Here is a 19,454-nt window from a genome sequence, read left to right as displayed (position 1 = left end):
GTAAAAATGAGGTTTTTATTATTCGTTTATGTAGGGGCGAAATAGCTGTAGCCCGCCGCCGCGAACAAATTTCGTAGCGGGCGTATGGCATACGCCCGTTGCCGCGAATGGATTTAAACGGGGGATTTCCGTAAATTTTTTGATTAACACATTCCTTATCCTCGTCTTATCCGTATCTGTATAGCATTTTTGATAGGGGTTTCGCTGATGAATGAGAAGTAGCCGCCGCCGCCTGCTCCGTTCAGTTTCCATCCCAGGGCTTGTGGCTTGTATTCTTCCAGTATGCTGAGGATGTCGGCTGAAACCATGTTGGGGTACATGACTATTTGTGCCTCGAAACTTTCTATCATGGTTTTGCCGATGGCATTGATGTCTTTTTTCAGTATGGCTTTCCAGCAGTTTTCGGCAGCCTCGCTTAGGTTTTTGGCGTGTGCCAAATCAATTTGGGTGTTTGCGAGCACATCAAAATCGTCGTGGCGGGGATACAATGGGATTAACCATAATCTTTTTTCGAGCCAGTTGAGCAGGTCGTCGTCCAATACGCTTTCTATTTTCGATGGCCAGTAGTCGCCGTCATAATAAATGCGGTTCAGTCCGGGCATTGTAATCCCTATCGAATCCTGGGAACCGCTAACGTATTTTGTGCCGGGAGGATTCTCGAAGCAGAACAGGGTTTTGCTCAGTTTTTCCTTGTCTCCGTACGGAATATCGGTTTGCCACAATTCAATGGCTTTTTTTCGCGAACTGGTTGACATTCCGCTCCGGTCGTTAAAATCGTAATCGGGTTCGATGCAGATTGTCAGCACGGGGCCCGGATACAATTTACTTACGATGGGTTGGTCGAGCCATCCTCCGGCCAGGTCAATCCGGTAAGGTATCTTGCATTCTTCCCTCAGGGCGGTAGTTGAGCGGATGGGTAAGCCTTTGTGGGGCACACGTTGGCTGACGATATATTCTATGCCGAGTTCTTTGCACAGACTTTCTTTCATGGGACTGTGTCCGTCAGAGTTCACGAAGAAAATATCGGGTTTAAGTGTTTTCAATTCGCTCAGAAAGTCCAATATGCCCGAACCTGAATTAACCCAGGCATCCTTAACTACTTTCAGCGCCTTTATCATGTACAGTCGTTCCTGCTCGTTATTAATGGGGATGCGGGCTTTCAGCTCATAGAGTGTTTTATCCGAACCAATGCCAACGTACAAGTCTCCATAGCTTGCCGCCTCTTCAAAAAAAGCAATATGACCGCTGTGAAGCATGTCATAACATCCACTGACAAATATTTTTTTCATATTATGTTTTTTATGTTTCTCCGTACGTCATTGATTATTAAAACTCCTCGATTTATCGCCTAGATAACCGCCATGATGGCGTTTGGCATATTCCGAAGGCTTAAAGTCTATTTTTTTCATCGTATCCACTACCAGAATATCTCCGATAACGGTCATCACCGTTGTTGATGTGGTAGGGGTCAGCCCCAGGTGGCAAACTTCTTTGGGTTTTCCGGTGAAAAGGCTAATATCGGACTCTTTTGCAAGCGGGCTTTCGGTGTTGCTTGTAATGACGATGAATTTTATATCCTTATTCAGGTTCCGGCTGAGGTCGATTAGCTCCATTATTTCGCGGGTTTTCCCCGAATTGGAGATAAGCAGCATAATGTCATTATCCTGAAGTACGCCTAAATCGCCGTGTTGAGCCTCGCTGGGATGTAAAAAAATGGAAGGAGTGCCTGTCGAACTGAAGGTAGTTGCGATGTTTTGGGCAATCTGTCCGGCTTTTCCCATGCCACTAGTTACCAGTTTTCCCTTTCTCTTATGCACATATTCTATAATCAAATCGGTGGCTTCGTCGTACGGATTCGATTCGGGGATATTCAGAATAGCTTTCGCTTCTTCCTCCAAGATGTTTTTTATTTCGTGTTTGTTCATTAAAAAAAATCTCCGTGTTGTTTAATTTGTTTTGAACTTATACTGAACAGTTGACAGTTCTTCGTTGGCTTTCACTATTTTCTTTTTCAGCCCTTCCTTATATAAACTCAGTTTTTGCTGTAAGCCCCCGTTGTCGGTCGCCAGTATTTGCAGCGCCAATATGGCCGCATTCAACGAGCCATTGATGCCGACTGTGGCAACCGGAATGCCGGGAGGCATCTGCACAATGGCCAATAAAGCGTCCATTCCATCGAGCGTTGAGCTGATAGGAACCCCTATTACGGGTAGCGGTGTAGTTGCTGCAATAACCCCCGGCAGGTGGGCGGCCATTCCGGCAGCGGCGATAATCACTTTTATGCCGCGGTTTTTGGCATTTTTTGCAAAATCTTCTACTTTCTCCGGTGTACGGTGCGCCGACAAGGCATTCATCTCGAACGGTATTTCCATATCGTTCAAAAACTGCGCCGCTTTTTCCATCACAGGAAGGTCGGATGTGCTTCCCATGATTATGCTTACCAATGGTGTAGGTTTCATGTTGGATTAATATTTATGATATAATAATTTTTTATTTTTGTATCATTTTATAGAAACGTAAATCCTCTTTCAAAATCCTCTAAATATTCGTCTGGAATGGTAGCTCGTATAGCAGTTTCATCTTGCTCACTTCCCATTTCAAAATTATGGTCTTCATTTAGATTTTGCACAAACTCATTGCAATTTACTCTATTTACAATATTTCCTACCCCTGCGGTGTATGGGAGATTTACAGAAAAGGGATGATTTGAGGTGAAAAATTGTATTCTTCCTTCACTACCCCATGCCCCTTGATTTTCATTGTGCTCCCAAACTAATGACGTTGAACCATCAGATTTTGCTAAAAAGCCCAACAACTCGTAATATTCATGCTCGTCATTGAACTGAATTTGATTTCTTGTTCCAAATGTCGTTTTATACATAACTTTAAAATCTAAGGTTAACAATTATGCTGCGTTATAAATATGAATTAATCGCGTTTTTACATCTCCAAACGTTAAATTTGTTCCAATATTGACAGAAAGCCCTATATTGCAAACATAAATAAACGACTCTTTACGATAGTATTTTTCTCCAAATCGTTGCAATGATTTTTCTATTGTGTCGGCTTTTGCCAATAAACAAGTGAGTTGATAATCCTTGTTTATTTGTTGGGTCTTGTTGCTCGGGTGCGCTTTGGTATTATGCTGTGTTGCTGTTAATAAAATAAGATTCTCTATGTAATGAGCAATTTCCGCAAATTCGGCTTTAGGAAAAATGTGGTGTATTTGGGTTGCCTCGCCATTACTCCATTGATCATGGACTTCGCTTTCTTTTTGTATCTTTCTAAGAAGCGATATAGCCTTTTGTATATAATATGAATTAATTACTTGTTGTGTTTCTTCTGCGTCTGCACTTAGTGCTTCTTGGCGTGTTACTGATTTGTCTTTGTCTAAATCTCTCCAATTCTTTTTATTATACATCAAGTCAGAATAAGTTGCTGCATATTTCCCATTACTACCCGGTATATTGTTTTCAACAGCATACACATTTAGCACCTTATGAAACATACGGCGAATGTCAAGCCGCGAATGTGACGGCGTATTGCCTGATATAAATCTAATATATTTTTCGTACAAATTTTCTCTTGACTCATTTAGGTCCCTTACATAATTCTTTTCGTATTCTTTAAAATATTTCAAAAAACTGCTGTTTTCAAGAACTTGTGTAAAAAAACAATAAAGAAAATTGTATGCGTTTCGGTCTTTACGAGAAATGTAGTCCAATAATTCTTCATTATTTACGGAAAATGTTAAAGTGCCATTTATTTTTTCAACATTTAAGATATGCGTATATGCTAATAATTTCAATGGCTGTGAAAGCACTTTGTTATATTCGTTATGGGCAGCCTTATCATTTGCCCATGGGTTATTGAATATTACTCTTGTATTTTGAATAAAGTATTGGGTTTCCCAGATGTCTTTAATAGTAAATATGGATTTTGTTGCCACCATATTAAGCACGCAATCAGCCATAAAACACACAATATCAGGAGTACATTTATGGTCAACAAATCGAGCGTCGTGTGATTTGCGAATGTCAAAGTCGTATTGCTTTAAGTATGAATTAATTATATCTCTCATATTATCAACTTTTTAGTTTCCCAAAAAAGAAAACAGAATTGTTATCAATATTTAGTGAACGAGTACCCATATTACGGGCTATCGCATAAAAATTAGTAAATTCATCGGTAGCATAAAATGCTAAATCTTGTTTTTCAATATTTATTTTGTCATCAATCAACGTTAAAATTGCGGCCGAACCATCAGCAATACAATTAGGTGGCAAAACACATGCGCGAGGATTATAAGTGAGATTTGGCAATAAAAAACAACCTTTTTGATTAAGAAACTTTGAAACATCAAGTGCACTTACATCATCCATGTAACAATCATAATCCGGTATATCAATAATTTTATTATTCCCAATATTACGCGATTTAAGCACTCGTATTTTACCTGTGTCCTTAGTAATAGTTTTTGTAATGCTTCTATCTCGATAGGCTTTGAAAATATTAAATTGTAATTTACCAGCAACTGCATCAAATTTATCATTCCGATATATTAACCAATACGGAAATGATACATCTGTAATATATGATTGTTCGTGTTTTTGTATGTCATTGGTGATATATGATTCTATAATTGTTTCTGCTGGTTTTGCTTTTGTTTTAAGAATGAAGCAAATAGTTTCTATTTTAACACCCTTGAATCCCTTTTCCCCAAAATCAATAATTCTTGTGATTTGGTGTTTAGTCATCAAATCACGAGTAATATTAAATTCTGGAGCATTAATCAGGCTTTTAGGTACAATCAATGAAATAACGTCTCCCAAAGACATCGCTTTTTCAATAAAAAAAGCAAAGATATTGTTTGTTTCGCGATTGTGTACGTTGGCTTTATATTTTGCCAACAAGGCTTTTTCTTTTGTTACTTTCATGTATGGAGGGTTTCCTACTACAATATTGTATTGTTTTTCAAATGAATATAATAGAAAATCAGCATTGATATAATTGATGGTAATATTTGCCGGGACATCAATTTTCTTTATCAATTCTTTCAGTAACTCAATGCTGTTTTTGTCAATATCAACCACATCAATATTGACAATAGGAACATCTTTATACTTATTGATTAAAGCTGGCAGAAAGTTTCCCACACCGATGGATGGTTCTAATATGTTGAGTGTTGTATAACCTTTGGCCTCTGGTAGATTTTTGATTATTGAAAAACAAATATCTTGTCTAGTGTAAAAAGCTGCATTATTTTCACGTTGAGCGTTTGCTAACTCCGCTATTTTTGATAACATAGCAAACCCTAGTGTATTATTCTCTTTAATATATTTCAATAAATTTGTGTGTTCAACTAACTTCTTTTTTTGAATGAGATTAATAATCTCTTGTTCTGTACATTCCTTTTCTATTAATACTTTACGCATTTTACGTGCTATCTGTCGAAAAATAATAGTAGGAACCGCTTCGCCCAAATTTTGGCGGATATTTATTTCTTCTTTTTTTAAGAATGCCTGTTTCTCTTTCAAGGACATTGTATTGAGTTTATCAAAAGGTATATCCGACCACTTGAAAGAATTTGGCACAGACATCATCAGCATGACTTCTCGAATACTGAAAACACGGTTATCGGTTGGGTGAACAGTATTTTGGCTTGCCATAATGTCATTGCGGGTATGAATACATGGGGCGACTTTATCCCAATATTGGCGAGTATATTTATCTCCGTTTTTGCGTGCGTTGTACACAATTACTCCGTCTTTCACGCTGTGCGGAATTTTTGTAATATCTTCATTGTCAAATGCAGATTGCCCTTCTTTAATGTCAGCAATCCAACTTTCCATGTGTGGCGTGTATTTGCGGAAATTATGATAAATATCATCCGGGTTTATTTCTCCCATTTGTTTGAGTGAAGGTAAATGTCCTACTACTTGGCGCAAAGTGTGTTCTTCTTGTTTATCAGGAAACAGGTCGAAAGGAGTAATCTCTTTCAAATCTTTTCTTACGCCAATCACAAGTGTTCTTGTCCTACTTGACGGATTACCATAATCTTTAAAATTGAGGACTTGAAAATGGATATTATATTCTCCTGATAGATTGTAATCTATGGCTTCTTTTATCGGTTTATCCCGTCCGTCTGTATCTGTACAGATAGAAGTCAAAAATGCTCGAACATTTTCAAAAATAAAAAATTTGGGTTTTATTTTTTTTGTCAGTTTTATTGATTCAACAACTAATGAGTTACGTTGCAATTCATCTTTCTTTTTGTGGTTGGCGACTGACATCCCTTGACATGGAGGAGTTGCAATGAGAACATCTAAATCAGCGGCATTGTAGTTGTTTTTCCACAGGTCTAATTCTGTAAAAACTTTGTCTGTTACTTCTCTGGTCGTCAAGTCTCCACTGATATAGCCACTTTGGTAAATACATTTATCGTTATATGATTGGATTTTCAGCCGTCTTTCCAACAATTCAACTGTTGCAATGCAATGAAATGATTCTTCCTTGAAGCCATAACAACCAATGCCAGCACTGCTAAACAGACTAATATAAGTGAGCAAGCCGTAAGGCGTACTCCTTTCAGCCATAATTTGCGGTACAACATCCATTGATTCATATATTTTCAATTTAGTCATATTCTTGCTCTTTTATTATTCATTTTCTTATTCATATTGTTGCTTGCAATTCCACTAGATAGAAAAAATCGTTTGTTTTTTTATTCTTCCGAGCCATAAATCAAATCCCCAACAACCCCCTATATTCCGCCGAAGAAAGCAATCCGGCTACATTCCCCGGTTCGCTTAGGGTTATTTTCACAATCCAGCCTTCGCCGTATGGGTCGCTATTGACTAATTCGGGTTCGTCTTCCAGTTTGGCATTCACTTCGGTTACTTGTCCTGCTACGGGAAGCAATAGGTCAGAAACGGTTTTTACGGCTTCGATGCTTCCGAAAACTTCGTTTTGCGCCAGCTCGTCGCCTTCGGCGCTTACATCGACATATACAATTTCGCCCAGTTCTTTTTGAGCATAATCTGTTATACCTACAAAAGCTATCTCGCCCTCTATGCGAATCCATTCGTGGTCTTTCGAATACTTAAGATTTTCAGGAAAATTCATTTTATTGTCATTTTTATATGATTATTACAAATTGTATGCCGAATGTGTGTAACAGGCGCCTGCCCAAACACAAAAATAGGCCAGGCAAAGCCCACAAATAAAACCTGCATATAGCTGTGCCGATGTATCCCGTTTAAGTTCCAGCCTCGAAACAGCCAAGCATCCTGCCAGAATAAACAATACGATAAATAATATGAACGGATTTAATCCTTTTACATTAAAACAAACCGACATAATTCCTCCGATTAATCCGCCAATTCCCAACATGTGCGGGCTGATTCCCCAGAATAAATTTATAATGAATGCAAATATAATAATAATTACAGGAATAGATAAGAGGCCTAAAAACCAAACAGGCGGATGTGAAGACTGATAAAAATAATAGACGAGGATTAAATTCGAGAAACAAGTCATCAGGTAGGGTAAAACACGGTCTCTTCGCTCGGTTAATGCATAACCCTTTATCAGTTTCAGGTTGTTTAAAATAATTATAAACAAGACCGGCATAAAGTAACTGAATATAAATACAGGGATAAGGAACCGCAGCATTTGTCCCATATATATATCGTGGAAATTGGTATATGCAAAAAGTAATCCTATGCTGTAAAGTGGCATTAACAAAGGCTGTAAGATAAAAGAAAAAGCATGTGCGAAAAAAATGTTCAGTCTCATAGTCGTATTATTTAGATTTCTTTTCTTAACCGCGCTATTGGTATGCTCATTTGTTCACGGTATTTGGCAACCGTTCGGCGGGCAATTATATATCCTTTTTCCTTCAGAATATCGGTCAGTTTATCATCGGGAAGGGGCTTCTTTTTATTTTCATTTTCGATGCATTCTTTCAGTATTGCTTTAATCTCGCGCGAAGAAATTTCATCGCCGGCATCGTTTTGCATCGATTCGGAAAAGAAGAACTTCAAGGGATAAATACCGAAATTTGTTTGTACATATTTGCTGTTGCTCACGCGCGATATGGTGGAAATGTCGTAACCCGATCGTTCGGCTACATCTTTCAGTATCATTGGTTTTAGCTGTGTTTCGTCTCCCGAAAGAAAAAAGTCGTACTGCAAATCTATGATAATCTGCATTGTCCGCATAAGGGTATCTTGCCTTTGCTTGAGGGCGTCGATAAACCAACGCGCCGAATCCAGTTTTTGTTTGACGAATAACACCGCATTTTTGGCGTCGCTGCTCATACTTTTCTTGTTTTTGTTGTATCCTTGCAGCATATCGGCATATTCGCGGTTTATTTTCAGGTCGGGAATGTTCCGGTTATTTAAACTTAAAAACACTTCATCGTTGTAACTTTCTACGATGAAATCGGGGATTATCGTCCTCATTGCCAGCGCCAGCGAGTCGTCCCAGTTGTTCCCCGGCTTGGGGTTAAGCGATGTGATTAACTGAATGGTTTCCTTCAATAAGTCGTCGGTTATCGAAAGGCTTTTTTTGATTTTTTCGTAATGCTTTTTCGAGAGGTCGTCGAAATATTTGTTTATGATGATGGTTGCCAGTTTCAACATTTCGCTCTCCGGCATTTTTTTCAGTTGCAGCAATAAGCATTCCTGAAGATTGCGCGCGCCCACACCGGCCGGTTCAAAATCTTGTATTATCAGCAAAACTTTTTCTAATTGTTCTACCGGTACGTCAATATTTACCTGAAACAATAAATCGTCGGCAATAGCGCTCAATGGGCGCTCTAAATAGCCGTTTTCATCGAGGTTTCCTATGATATATTTGGCTATTTTCCGCTCTTTATCACCCAGTTCGCACAATTGAAGTTGTGCAAACAAGGATTCGTGAAACGATTCTGTCGCCGAAAAAGGCAGTTCTTCCCGGCGGGTTTCGTCGGGGCGAAACGAGCTGTTGAGCCTGTAGTCGGGAATGTCTTCTTCGTTGAGGTAGTCGCCGAGGGTTATTTCTTCCTGAGTAATATCGCCGCCTTCATCAAAATCGTCGTAATTATCGGCCGGTGCCGGGTCTTCCATTCCTTCGTCCAGCGCCGGATTATCGACCAATTCTTGTTTAATCCGTTCTTCCAACTCAACACTAGGAAGCTCTGTCAACTTAATGACTTGTATTTGAAGCGGGGTGAGCTTTTGTTGTTGCTTCTGTTGCAGTTGTTGTCTTAAGGCCATAACCGTAAAATGTAAATAATCGATCGCATTACAAATGTAATAAATACTTTTTTGAGAAACTAGAATTTAAATAAAAATGCATGTGTTTGCTCTGTATGAATAGTAAAATCTTCAAAAAAAGACTAACTTTGTTGTTCAAATCCATTAATTAACTAGCTTGTACGGGGATGGCAAAAAAGAAAAATACAAAGGAGAAAAAAGATAAGAGCGGAATCTCCTCTTTCTTCCGGTTTGTGAGAAGCGAAAGGGGACAATTCTTAATGGGGGTTTGCCTTGTTTTTTTTGCTGCTTTTATGCTGCTTGGCATGATTTCGTTCTTCTTTGCGGGGGCGGCAGACCAAAGTAAAGTTGTGAACAAATCGTTCCTTTATCTGATTTCGCACAAACAAGAAATAGACAACTGGACGGGGGTAGGAGGGGCCTTTGTCGCCGAGAATTTAATCAATGGTTGCTTTGGTATTTTTTCGCTTATAATACCCCTTTTCATCGGTATTGTTGGTGTAAAACTGATGAAAGTAACAGCCATTTCCATTGTACGTTCTTTCTTGTTGTCGGCCTTTATTCTTATATGGGGGTCGATTACCAGCGCTTTTGTTTTGACTAAATTATTTGGCGATAGCCATATCGTTTGGGGAGGAAGTCATGGTTTTGTTATCGAACAGGCGCTTGAAGCGGCTATCGGAATGTTTGGCGTGGTGATGGTTATTGTTTTGTTGATGATCATTTTTATTCTCATAACCCGACATGCTTCTGTTCCGTTTTTCCGTAATTTATTTGGCAAACCTTTTACCCTCGCTTCGAGGTCGAAAGATAAAGCTGCGGATGGTGATTTTGTTGATGAACCAGACGAAGCGGAGGATGAAATACCCGAATCGGTTTTCTCTTCTACGCAGGTGGATGACGATGGTTTTGTGGTGGAGGTTCCCGCAGGCGAATATCAGGAAGAAGTGAAACAACCCGAACGGACGATAGAACCCCATAATACCGATGAAAGCGATGATATTGACGATATAGATCCGGATACACTCTTAGATGGGAATGGGAACGAAATGGAAGAAATGGAGGATTATGATCCGACAAAGGATTTGTCAAGCTTCGCGTTCCCGTCATCAGATTTACTGAAAATATACGACTATTCGGGGAAAGGCGTTAATATGGAGGAGCAACGGGCAAATAAGGACAAGATAATTACCACCCTCCGAAATTATGGCATAGAGATTACCTCCATTAAAGCAACGGTTGGCCCAACGATTACTTTATACGAGATTGTGCCTCAAGCAGGGGTTCGTATATCCAAAATCCGTAATCTCGAAGATGATATTGCATTGAGCTTGTCGGCTTTGGGTATTCGTATCATTGCGCCTATGCCGGGGAAAGGCACAATTGGTATTGAGGTGCCGAATAAAGACCCTCAAATAGTCTCCATGCAGTCGATAATTGCATCTAAAATTTTTCAAGAGAGCAAATACGACCTTCCTGTGGCCTTAGGAAAGACAATTACGAACGATGTTTTCATGTTCGACTTATGCAAAATGCCTCATTTACTGGTAGCTGGAGCAACAGGGCAGGGGAAATCAGTCGGTTTGAACGCCATCATAACGTCCTTGTTATATAAGAAGCATCCGGCCGAAATGAAAATGGTATTGGTCGATCCGAAGATGGTTGAGTTTAATATTTACTCGCGAATCGAAAAACATTATTTGGCGAAATTGCCCGATGCGGACAAAGCCATCATCACGGATGTTACAAAAGTTACCCAAACATTAAATTCGTTGACGAAGGAAATGGACGACCGTTACGAACTGTTGATGGCGGCCAGCGTGCGAACAATTAAAGAGTACAACGAAAAATTTGTAAAAAGGCGGTTGAATCCGTTGAACGGGCACCGCTATTTACCTTATATAGTGGTAATCATTGACGAGTTCGGCGATTTGATTATGACTGCCGGCAAAGAAATTGAAATGCCGATTGCCCGAATCGCCCAAAAAGCCCGTGCAGTAGGGATGCACATGATTATTGCCACGCAACGTCCTACGACTAATATTATTACCGGTACAATAAAGGCCAATTTCCCTGCTCGAATGGCGTTCCGTGTAACATCGCAGATTGATTCAAAGACGATTTTGGATAAGAGCGGCGCTAACCAGTTAATCGGCCGGGGCGATATGCTTTTCTCGCAAGGAAGCGAAATAGTGCGTATTCAGTGTGCGTTTGTCGATACGCCCGAAGTGGAAGGCATCGCCCAATTTATCGGGAGCCAACGAGGATATGCCCATGCATTTGAACTTCCCGAATATGCCGGAGATGATTCGGACGGCGATAAAATGGGAGATACCAGTTTTGAAAAAGACCCCTTATTTGAAGAAGCAGCTCGGTTGATTGTGATACATCAGCAAGGTTCAACATCGCTCATTCAACGGAAATTTGCTATCGGGTATAACAGGGCCGGACGCTTGATGGATCAGCTCGAAAGGTCGGGAATTGTTGGCCCAACACAAGGGAGCAAACCCCGCGATGTGTTGATTGCCGACGAGTATAGTCTGGAGCAAAAACTGAACGCTTTTTGATGGATTTTTGCGTCTTTTTTCAGGAGTGATAGCGCCTTTTATCCGGTGTTTGTAGAATAACGAGTATATTTATCTATAAAAATAGATAAAGAATAGTATAATATTGTGGTTTAATATTGAAAATTAGATAGTTATGCGATTTATGAGAGTTAAAATAATAGTCGTTCTTGCGCTCTGCACGTTTCAACCGGGCTTTTCTCAGAATGACTCAAAGAGTATTTTGAACGGGGTGTCCAATATTTATTCTAGCGAAGCGGGTTTTATCTTGGACTTCACTCTTAATACGGAAGATACCAAGTCGAAAACAACCTATACTCACGATGGAAAAGCCTACATAAAAGGCAACAAATTTAAGATAGATGTGCCCGATGGTATTACCTGGTTTGACGGAAAAACCCAGTGGGTTTATATGAAAGGGGGAGACGAGATTAATGTCAGTAATCCGACCGGCGAAGAGTTGGCCGCCATCAGTCCGGTGGCTTTGTTGAACTTGTATAAATCGGGTTTCAAGCTATCGAATAAAAAGGAGAAGAAAGAAAATGGCAAGCCGGTTTATGTGATTGAAATGACCCCACAGAAAAAAGGGAGCGATATATCAAAAATTATTCTGGCGATAGAACAGTCAACCAATTACATTGCTTCGATAACATTGCAAGGGAAAGACAAGGTGAATAATCATCTGTTGATAAAGAAGCATCTGAAAGCGACAGCTCTTTCGGATAAAACCTTTGTTTTTAACAAAAAAGAATACCCCAATCTGGAGGTTGTGGACTTGAGATGATATAGATATTTTAGATGAGTTGATAAGAAATATAGAATGCATATATTTTGAACCCTGAGTTGTATATACTATTTTTGTAGTCAGTATTACATTAAAAATTACGGAAAAATGAGTGAAAGAGTACGATGCCTTATTATAGGATCCGGTCCTGCCGGATATACCGCTGCCATTTATACCTCGAGGGCAAATCTGGCTCCTGTGTTGTATGAAGGTATCCAGCCGGGTGGTCAATTAACAACCACAACGGATGTAGAAAACTTTCCCGGATACCCCGAAGGCATAACCGGAGCAGCCCTGATGGACGATTTGAGAAAGCAAGCCGAACGTTTTGGCGCCGATATTCGTGCCGGAGTGGTTACTTCGGTGGACCTTTTGTCCAAGCCCAAAAAGGCAATTATCGACGGTGAAAAGGAGATAGAAGCCGATTCAATTATTATTTCGACCGGAGCTACAGCCAAGTATCTGGGCTTGCCCGACGAGGCCAAATATGCCGGTATGGGCGTATCGGCCTGTGCCACTTGCGATGGCTTCTTCTACCGCAAAAAAGTGGTGGCGGTGGTAGGTGGTGGCGATACGGCCTGCGAGGAAGCAACCTACTTGTCCTCCTTAGCCGCCAAAGTATATCTGATTGTCAGGAAAAGCTACCTGAGAGCATCGAAAGTTATGCAGGAAAGGGCGCTGACCAATCCGAAAATAGAAACGCTATTCGAGACTAATGCCACCGGATTATTCGGTGAAAACGGCGTAGAAGGCGTACATCTGGTAAAACGTCAGGGCGAAGCAGATGAAGAACGATACGATGTAGCCATTGACGGCTTCTTCCTGGCCATAGGCCACCACCCCAACACAGATATTTTTGCCGGCCAACTTGACCTCTTCGAAACAGGATACATCAAAACAATAAACGGAACCCCCAAGACAAATATAGAAGGCGTTTATGCCGCAGGCGATGTAGCCGACCCCGTTTATCGTCAAGCAATTACAGCAGCAGGCAGCGGTTGCAAAGCCGCCCTTGAAGTGGAAAGATATTTGCTGGATAATGGGTTGTGAGAATAATATGCCAATTAGCAATGTGCCAATGTGAATAATCCTCCGTGAAACTCCGTGGTTAATATTTTAATGCAATCCCAGCGCCATGTTCCCCATTATAATAGCCAGCACAAGCAGCGTAATGGCAATATACAGGTAATCCTTCTCCACCAAAAACGCAATGGCTGAGAATGCCACACGAAGAATTGGGGTGGCGATGAGGATGATAACTCCCAATTGGATAATTGCGGCGCCATCCAGCTCCAAAATGCGGGGAATAATGCTCGACAGTCCGCGCAGGTAGGGCGCTGTGCCGGTAAATTCTTTTCCCGAGGCCACTTGGCTGTAATCGGGTATTTGTCCTTGTTGTTGCAGGAGATAAATAAGGCCTCCCAACAAGGTGATGGCACACGATATAAAAACCCCGTATCGCAGGATTTTCCCGATAATGAGTTCGATGTCCCTTTCTGTCCAGTCTTGTTTTTTCATCGTTACAGCCTCCCTGTTAAACCGTTATACATCATTGTGGCAGCGAGGACGAAGATGATGAGGCTGAAAAACAATCTTAAGTTCTTCACGTTGGCTTTCATCAGTAATTTCGACCCAAAGAACGCCCCGATTAATACCCCGACAACAATCGGCATCGTCAGGCCCGGGTCGATGTAGCCGCGTTGCATGTAAATAACCGCACTCGCCGCCGCCGTTACGCCCACCATAAAATTGCTGGTCGTGGTCGAAACCTTGAAAGGGATTTTCATTGCCGTATCCATCGCCAATACTTTCAAAGCGCCCGAGCCAATGCCGAGCAGTCCCGAAAAAATACCGGCTAACGTCATTAACGAAAATCCGCTGGCTACGTTGCTCACTTTGTAGTCGATAAGGCCTTGTGGAGTGGGGTAGGAGCTGTTCAGTTTCAGCTTTTCGGCCAGTTTGCTCCCGGTCTTGGGCGAACCGGTCAATTGCTCCTTTTTGCGCAGGTTGGCCACATTTCGGAATGCCGAAAAAATAAGAACGCAGCCAAATACAATGGCAATGTAGTTTTTATCGAGGTATATGGCAATTATGGCGCCAATGACCGCACCCACCGTAGTAGCAATTTCGAGGAACATACCAATGCGGACATTGGTTATCCCCTTTTTGATATAAGCCGCCGCCGCTCCCGACGAAGTGCCGATAGACGTTACCAAGGCCGCCCCAATAGCATAGCGCATATCAACGCCAAACCCCAGCGTCAGCAGCGGAATAATAATAACCCCCCCGCCAAGGCCGGTCAACGACCCCACAAATCCGGCAGCAATAGCGCCCAGAAAGAGGAGTGTTGTAAATAATTCGAGCGACATATTTTTTTGGTGCAAAGGTATTAAAAATAATGCTTGGTGGGAAATGGGAAATGGCAATTGGAAAATCTTTTGCAGAAATGTAGATATATTCTGGTAAAATTATTACCTTTACATAATTAAATAATTAGGTATATCTAATAAAATTTTATATGACATTTCAACGTGCAGTATTACAGGATATTATAGATCGAATATCTGAATCGAGAAAGTTTATACAAATATTGGTTGGACCTCGCCAAGTAGGGAAAACTACCCTTATCAAACAACTTTTGGGGAAAACAGACATCGCTCATCATTTTGTAACAGCTGATGACTTGTATGCAGCCGATAACACCTGGATTCACAGGGAGTGGAGTAATGCGCGCTTGCAACTACAACAAACCGGTAGCAAAGAGATTCTTTTTATCATTGATGAAGTGCAAAAAGTGTCGAACTGGAGTGAGGCTATCAAAAAAGAGTGGGATGCTGATTCTTTTTCGGATACAGTCATTAAGGTAATTCTGTTAGGGTCGTCGCGCTTGCTTATACAGAACGGGCTTACGGAATCACTGGCGGGCAGGTATGAGTTAACGAACATTACTCACTGGTCGTTTGATGAAATGCGTGATGCTTTTGGATGGAATCTCGACCAATACCTCTATTTTGGCGGTTATCCCGGCTCTGCATCTTTGATAGGAAACGAAGAACGCCGGAAAGATTACGTCCGCGAATCGTTGGTAGAGACCACCTTGTCTAAAGATATTCTGATGATGACACGTGTCGATAAGCCCATTCTCTTAAAGCGATTATTTGACATTGGCTGTAAATATTCTTCGCAGATTTTATCCCTCACAAAAGTACAAGGAGAATTGCAAGAATCGGGGAATCTCACCACCTTGTCGGGATACCTTAGCTTGCTCAAAGAAGCAGGACTGCTTTCGGGATTGGAAAAATATGCTGCCGATATTATCCGTAAACGGGCGTCAAAACCCAAATTTCAGGTACATAACAATGCATTGCTTGCTGCCGGTCAGCATGTGTCGTTTGAAACCCTGCGCAACGACCACAAGGAGTGGGGACGATTTGCCGAATCCGCCGTAGGGGCACACCTGATAAACAGCGGATTAAAATATCGATTCAATGTTTATTATTGGAATCAGGGAGGTTTTGAAGTCGATTATGTGATTGAAAAGGGACACGATATTGTGGCCATAGAAGTAAAAAGCGGCAAAGAAAGCGCTAACAAAGGCTTGTCTTTATTCAATGAAGAATTCCGCCCCCGTGGTATTTATCTGGTGGGAACCGACGGTATCCCATTTGAAAAGTTTTTGAGCATGAATCCTGCGGAATTATTTCAACTGTGAAAACTGCCGGCAAAAAATGTCGTTGTTACGGTTTGATTTTGTGGTAATTATGTTTTATTTTGATGATTTTTGACGGGTAGTAGCGCCCAGAAAGAGGAGTATTGTAAATAATTCGAGCGACATAACTAATGGTTAGTGGTTAATTTCCCTTATTCTATTTTTTTTGCAAAGGTATTAAAAATAATGGTTAATGCTTAATGGCAGGGCAAACACATGAAAATGAGATTCAAAAAATAAACATTATAGATTTTTTTAATAGAATCCGAATGTTATTCTGTTATCTCCGTGTAATCCGTGTGCTAATTACTGCCCCCGACAACGATACAATCCTTAAAAACTCTTATTTTTTACCCGCTGGCGGTAACCGTAACAACTTAATCCTTATATTTGCTTACTGGCTAATTAAACAAATATAACTTTATAACAGTAATAGCATGATTTACAAATTTTGTGGTAATAGCGGGTTAAAATTGCCCATTATTTCGTTGGGATTATGGCATAATTTCGGCGGAATTGACGTTCACGAAAATTCGAGGCAGATGCTTTGTCAGGCCTTTGAAAAGGGAATAACTCATATCGACTTGGCGAACAACTACGGTCCGCCTCCCGGAAGTGCGGAGGAAACCTTTGGGAAAGTACTGAAAACAGATTTGGGCAGCCACCGCGACGAGCTGATCATTTCGTCGAAAGCCGGACATTTGATGTGGGACGGCCCTTATGGTGATGGCAGTTCGCGAAAAAATCTGATGGCCAGCATCAACCAGAGCTTGAAGCGTACCGGATTGGAGTATTTCGATATATTCTACAGTCATCGCTACGATTACGAAACGCCGGTGGAGGAAACCATGATGGCCTTGGTTGACATTGTGCGACAGGGTAAGGCCTTGTATGTGGGCTTGTCGAAATATCCGTACGAGGTGGCGACAAAAGCGTTTAAGATATTGAAAGATAACAATGTTCCCTGCCTCATTTATCAGGATAAGTACAATATGTTTGTGCGAAACATCGAAGAGCAGATGCTGGAATTGACACACGAAGTTGGTTCGGGATTCATCACTTTTTCGCCCCTTGCGCAAGGCTTGTTGACCAACAAATACCTGAATGGCATTCCACAGGATTCCAGAGCAGCCAAAGCAAGCGGATTTCTTCAAAAAGATCAGGTAACCGCCGAGGCTGTGGAAAAAGCGAAGAAGTTGAATACATTGGCTACCGAACGCGGACAGACGCTGGCGCAAATGGCCCTGGCCTGGGCCTTGCGCGACGAGCGGATGACCTCCGTCATTATCGGGACAAGTTCGCTAAAGCAATTGCAGGATAATCTGGATACATTGAACAAGCTGAAATTTTCGGCAGACGAATTGCAACAAATAGATAACATACTGAACGCATGAATCGTATAATGAAAACAGGGATACTTATCCCTGTTTTTTCCCTTTTGCTTTTTTCGTGCGAAAACGAGGAACGGAATCCCTCAGGCTCCTACGTGAACTTTCGTGTAAATTTGAATGGAGTTGATAACAGACTTGCCATTTACCATCATAGCGAAACATACCGAATCCCACGAAATTGCGGGGAAGCCGTTGGATTGGCCGGCCTGTTGATTTTCAACAGTGGCTTCGACTTCAATGCTTCTCCCGAATTAAGAGCCTACGATTTGGCCTGTCCGTACGAAAGTAGTTCTACCGTCAGGGTTGTTCCCAATAAGGATGGGCAGGCCATTTGCGAAAAATGCCAGTCGGTTTACGATTTACAATCGGGAGGAGTAAGGTTGTCCGGCCCCGAATCACCGGTAAAGAGGTTATACAATTATGCAGTGATTAACCGGTACCCGGAATACCTTATAAGGAATTAAGAAGCGAAAAAACTTCCAGGGCAAACGCATGAAAGAAGTCCGAACAGGCTAAGGCTGAAAGCCTTTAATACCCCAGCCCAACGCAGCGCGTTGGGAAAGATAGCCAATACAATTTTGCGCCCTGAAAGGGGCAACATATCATTATGCTGGGCTTACAGCCCGACAACGGATGTCCGAACCTTAACCCAACGCGCCGCGCAGAGGTGTTCGGAAGATTGTAAATTTCAATGATATAATTTCTTTAAGATGCTGCAATCCCTTAGGATTGCATCGCTCGGTAGCATAGAAGTAAGCTAACGAGGACGCATTCCATTCGAAATGCGACCCCTGTTAAGCCTGATTTTTCTACCGGGCGAATCATTCCTGCGGAATGATGCTAATAACACACAGCTTTATATTTGTATAACAAATAATTATAATCTTCCGACCACGACTGCGCGCTGCGTTGGGCTGGGGTATTAAAGGCTTTCAGCCTTAACTTGGCGTAACCCTAAAAAAACTTCCAATATCCTTTGCAGGAAAGAAAAAACGTTTTACATTTGCAGTCGCTTTTGAAATGCGAAAGTAGAAAAAATGCGAAAGTAGCTCAGTTGGTAGAGCACGACCTTGCCCCAAAGATATAGGCTCCGGCCTTGGCAAGGAAAAGCGGTTATTGCGAAGAGAAAAAAATTGCGAAAGTAGCTCAGTTGGTAGAGCACGACCTTGCCCCAAAGATATAGGCTCCGGCCTTGGCGAGGAAAAGCGGTTATTGCGAAGAGAAAAAAATGCGAAAGTAGCTCAGTTGGTAGAGCACGACCTTGCCCCAAAGATATAGGCTCCGGCCTTGGCAAGGAAAAGCGGTTATTGCGAAGAGAAAAAAAATGCGAAAGTAGCTCAGTTGGTAGAGCACGACCTTGCCAAGGTCGGGGTCGCGGGTTCGAGTCCCGTCTTTCGCTCAGATACAGTATGGTCTGCTCGGATGGTGGAATGGTAGACACGCAAGACTTAAAATCTTGTGACCATAACGGTTGTGCGGGTTCAAGTCCCGCTCCGAGTACAAAACTGTTTTATAAACACTTGATTATCAATAAATAATCAAGTGTTCTTGTTTTGTAGGGCAACGGATAGGGGAACGTTTAACGGCTCACCAATTAACCCTCGAAATTATAGCCCGTAGGGCTTACATATCAATAGAAAACAGTCTCATCCCCCTCATAAATTGTCCGTAGGACATTCACCTGCTCATTGGTGTATCCCCTACGGGGAAGAATGGCGAATTGTAATGCTATTTTTCTATTGATAT

17 protein-coding genes and 2 tRNA genes are annotated in these 19,454 nt (G+C 41.5%); 8 read left to right on the top strand and 11 right to left on the bottom strand.

The features are described 5' to 3' along the window. Positions 1 to 155 precede the first annotated feature (155 nt). From ACYPWY_RS00095 to rpoN, 9 genes are all read right to left on the bottom strand, one after another. A complete protein-coding gene (locus tag ACYPWY_RS00095) occupies positions 156 to 1,289 on the bottom strand; it encodes an adenylyltransferase/cytidyltransferase family protein (RefSeq protein ID WP_459683173.1) in 1,134 nt (377 codons plus the stop codon). A gap of 27 nt (positions 1,290 to 1,316) precedes the next feature. Next, a complete protein-coding gene (locus ACYPWY_RS00090; protein WP_459683171.1) occupies positions 1,317 to 1,925 on the bottom strand; it encodes an SIS domain-containing protein in 609 nt (202 codons plus the stop codon). 21 nt (positions 1,926 to 1,946) lie between these two features. After that, the gene (gene purE, locus ACYPWY_RS00085) at positions 1,947 to 2,459 is read right to left on the bottom strand and encodes a 5-(carboxyamino)imidazole ribonucleotide mutase (protein WP_459683169.1); all 513 of its coding nucleotides are present in this window, start codon (positions 2,457 to 2,459) and stop codon (positions 1,947 to 1,949) included. A gap of 47 nt (positions 2,460 to 2,506) precedes the next feature. Next, the gene (locus ACYPWY_RS00080) at positions 2,507 to 2,881 is read right to left on the bottom strand and encodes a hypothetical protein (protein WP_459683167.1); all 375 of its coding nucleotides are present in this window, start codon (positions 2,879 to 2,881) and stop codon (positions 2,507 to 2,509) included. Positions 2,882 to 2,905: 24 nt separating this feature from the next. Next, positions 2,906 to 4,081: a hypothetical protein gene (locus ACYPWY_RS00075; protein WP_459683166.1), complete on the bottom strand. Its 1,176-nt coding sequence runs from the start codon at positions 4,079 to 4,081 to the stop codon at positions 2,906 to 2,908. A 4-nt stretch (positions 4,082 to 4,085) separates the two neighbouring features. Then, entirely contained in the window at positions 4,086 to 6,644 is a 2,559-nt protein-coding gene (dcm, locus tag ACYPWY_RS00070; protein WP_459683165.1) for a DNA (cytosine-5-)-methyltransferase, read from the bottom strand. A gap of 100 nt (positions 6,645 to 6,744) precedes the next feature. Next, positions 6,745 to 7,125, bottom strand: a complete 381-nt coding sequence (gcvH, locus tag ACYPWY_RS00065) for a glycine cleavage system protein GcvH (RefSeq protein ID WP_459683163.1) — start codon at positions 7,123 to 7,125, stop codon at positions 6,745 to 6,747. Positions 7,126 to 7,149: 24 nt separating this feature from the next. Next, positions 7,150 to 7,797 (bottom strand): hypothetical protein, encoded by a 648-nt coding sequence (locus tag ACYPWY_RS00060; RefSeq protein WP_459683162.1) that lies wholly within the window; start codon positions 7,795 to 7,797, stop codon positions 7,150 to 7,152. Between the two features lie 11 nt (positions 7,798 to 7,808). Next, positions 7,809 to 9,260, bottom strand: a complete 1,452-nt coding sequence (gene rpoN, locus ACYPWY_RS00055) for an RNA polymerase factor sigma-54 (RefSeq protein WP_459683160.1) — start codon at positions 9,258 to 9,260, stop codon at positions 7,809 to 7,811. Positions 9,261 to 9,427: 167 nt separating this feature from the next. Between rpoN and ACYPWY_RS00050 the strand changes: the two genes are divergently transcribed. From ACYPWY_RS00050 to trxB, 3 genes are all read left to right on the top strand, one after another. Further along, complete coding sequence (locus tag ACYPWY_RS00050; protein WP_459683158.1) at positions 9,428 to 11,827, top strand: FtsK/SpoIIIE family DNA translocase; 2,400 nt, start codon at positions 9,428 to 9,430, stop codon at positions 11,825 to 11,827. A gap of 142 nt (positions 11,828 to 11,969) precedes the next feature. Continuing rightward, positions 11,970 to 12,608 (top strand): outer membrane lipoprotein periplasmic chaperone LolA1, encoded by a 639-nt coding sequence (locus ACYPWY_RS00045; protein WP_459683157.1) that lies wholly within the window; start codon positions 11,970 to 11,972, stop codon positions 12,606 to 12,608. A 108-nt stretch (positions 12,609 to 12,716) separates the two neighbouring features. Then, positions 12,717 to 13,658, top strand: a complete 942-nt coding sequence (trxB, locus tag ACYPWY_RS00040) for a thioredoxin-disulfide reductase (protein WP_459683156.1) — start codon at positions 12,717 to 12,719, stop codon at positions 13,656 to 13,658. Positions 13,659 to 13,724: 66 nt separating this feature from the next. On the opposite strand, the gene ACYPWY_RS00035 is transcribed toward trxB, so the two are convergent. Both ACYPWY_RS00035 and ACYPWY_RS00030 read right to left on the bottom strand, forming a co-directional pair. Beyond that, complete coding sequence (locus ACYPWY_RS00035; RefSeq protein WP_459683155.1) at positions 13,725 to 14,126, bottom strand: DUF1634 domain-containing protein; 402 nt, start codon at positions 14,124 to 14,126, stop codon at positions 13,725 to 13,727. A gap of 2 nt (positions 14,127 to 14,128) precedes the next feature. After that, entirely contained in the window at positions 14,129 to 14,977 is an 849-nt protein-coding gene (locus tag ACYPWY_RS00030) for a sulfite exporter TauE/SafE family protein (RefSeq protein ID WP_459683154.1), read from the bottom strand. A gap of 149 nt (positions 14,978 to 15,126) precedes the next feature. Between ACYPWY_RS00030 and ACYPWY_RS00025 the strand changes: the two genes are divergently transcribed. From ACYPWY_RS00025 to ACYPWY_RS00005, 5 genes are all read left to right on the top strand, one after another. After that, a complete protein-coding gene (locus ACYPWY_RS00025) occupies positions 15,127 to 16,320 on the top strand; it encodes an ATP-binding protein (RefSeq protein WP_459683152.1) in 1,194 nt (397 codons plus the stop codon). Between the two features lie 434 nt (positions 16,321 to 16,754). Further along, positions 16,755 to 17,711 (top strand): aldo/keto reductase, encoded by a 957-nt coding sequence (locus ACYPWY_RS00020; RefSeq protein ID WP_459683151.1) that lies wholly within the window; start codon positions 16,755 to 16,757, stop codon positions 17,709 to 17,711. After that, the gene (locus tag ACYPWY_RS00015; protein WP_459683149.1) at positions 17,708 to 18,172 is read left to right on the top strand and encodes a hypothetical protein; all 465 of its coding nucleotides are present in this window, start codon (positions 17,708 to 17,710) and stop codon (positions 18,170 to 18,172) included. Before ACYPWY_RS00020 ends, ACYPWY_RS00015 begins: the two co-directional genes overlap by 4 nt. Positions 18,173 to 19,034: 862 nt before the next feature. Continuing rightward, positions 19,035 to 19,107 (top strand) — tRNA-Gly (locus ACYPWY_RS00010). 17 nt (positions 19,108 to 19,124) lie between these two features. Then, positions 19,125 to 19,208: transfer RNA gene (locus tag ACYPWY_RS00005), tRNA-Leu, on the top strand. The last annotated feature ends 246 nt before the right edge of the window (positions 19,209 to 19,454 follow it).

It is taken from the genome of Viscerimonas tarda (assembly GCF_054601255.1).
This window is presented reverse-complemented; position numbering and strand designations above follow the sequence as displayed.